The sequence below is a fragment of the Streptomyces sparsus genome (genome assembly GCF_054776295.1).
In genome coordinates this window covers 1-1,528 of record NZ_BAAHCA010001059.1, presented here as the reverse complement: position 1 = coordinate 1,528, position 1,528 = coordinate 1, and the positions used below count along the sequence as shown (strand labels likewise).

The following is a 1,528-nucleotide window of genomic DNA, read 5'->3' as shown; positions in this document are numbered from 1 at the left end:
CGCGGCTTCGCCGGGGCGGACGGCGAAGCCGAGACCGAACGGGTTCAGGCCGGCGGGCAGCGGCTGGTCCGGTCCCAGCTCCACCTGCGGTGTGCGGTGCGTCAGGGACCAGGTGCGTCCGTCCAGCGCGGCGGCGAGCCAGGAGCTGGCAGTGAGCAGCACCAGGTCCTCGCCCGGGCATCCGGCCGGCCCCGCGCTGAACGGCACCAGGGCCGTGTTGGCCCGTGCGCTGCCATCCAGCCAGCTCTCCGGGGCGAACCGGTCCTTGTCGGGGCCGGCCGTGTCGGACCGGTGCAGGTAGGGGGCGTAGATGACGAACAGGGTGCCTGCCGGGACGGTCCGCCCGTGCCACTCGGTGTCCTCGGTGCTCTCCCGGAGGATGAGCGGCGTGGTGGGCCACAGCCGGACGGCCTCCGTCGCGCAGGCCCGGAGGAAGGGCAGCAGCGGCAGCTCCTCCTCGCGGCTCGCCCTGATCTCGCGCTGCGCCTCCGCGGCCTGCGCCGGGTGGGTGGCGAGCAGTGCCAGGGTCCGCCACACGGTCATGCCGGCCGCGTCGAACGCGAACAGCCAGTGCGGCACCTGGTCGACCGGGTCCGAGCCGTCCGCAGCGCCGCGGGAGCGGGCCTGCGCGATCAGAGCGTCGCTCTCGGCGGCGGCCGCGTAGGCGTTCAGCCGGCGGCTGAAGGCGGCCCGCAGCAGCACGCGGCGGGGGCTGAGCACGGACCAGTTGCCGGCCGCGCGCAGGCTGTCGAGCTGGGAGGTGATGACGGTGTCGTCCCGGGCGACGTCACCGAGCGTGATGCGCCGGACCGCGCGCCACCAGGCCGCGCTGAAGTCGTCCCACGTCAGAGCGGTCCCGGCGGTGTGGTCGGCGAGGAGGTGACCGACCTCCTCGCGCACGATGCGGACCATCCGGTCCGCTGAGCGGTGCACCGGACGGCCGGTGTCGAGCACGTCCTCGTTCACCTGCCGGCGTGCCCGGCGCTCGCTGCCCTCGCTGATGAGCACACCGTGCGGCTGGAACTGGCCCAGCGCGCCGCGCTTCTCCCTGGGGGCGGCGCTGAAGGGCTCCGGGGTCGAGGCCAGCAGGCGTTCGCTGTCGGCCGGGTCCAGGACGAGCGCGGCGGGGCGCCCGCGTTCCAGGAGCATCAGCGGGCCCGGCCCGTATCGTTCGCGCATCTCCCGCGCCACCCGTACGCCCTTGCCGTCCCAGTCCCGGCGGGCGGCCATCGCCATGCCCGCCGGGCGGCGGAGGATGACTCCGCCCGCGACCGCGGGCAGCAGCACGTACCGCAGCGCCCGCAGCCGCTCCTTGGCGTCGGGCGTGGAGAGCTGTCCGTGCGGGCTGTGCGTGTCGGTCCTGTGGTTCATCGAGGCGTGCTCCGTCCGGGTCGCGGCGTGGTGGTACCCGGGTACCTGAGCGGCTCCCGGCAAAACGGCGTACACCCCGCCGGTCGGGGGGCGGCGCCTGTTCGCGGCCGACCGGCAGGGCGTGCGAGGCCGAGCCGAAGGGGCGTCCGGGACGGCC

At 75.5% G+C, this 1,528-nt stretch carries 1 protein-coding gene; it reads right to left on the bottom strand.

Annotated features, from left to right (window positions below; genetic code table 11):
• A partial coding sequence (locus ACYVE9_RS26270) for a cytochrome P450 (protein ID WP_461030387.1) occupies positions 1–1,371 on the bottom strand: 1,371 nt, incomplete at its 3' end.
• Between the last annotated feature and the right edge of the window lie 157 nt (positions 1,372–1,528).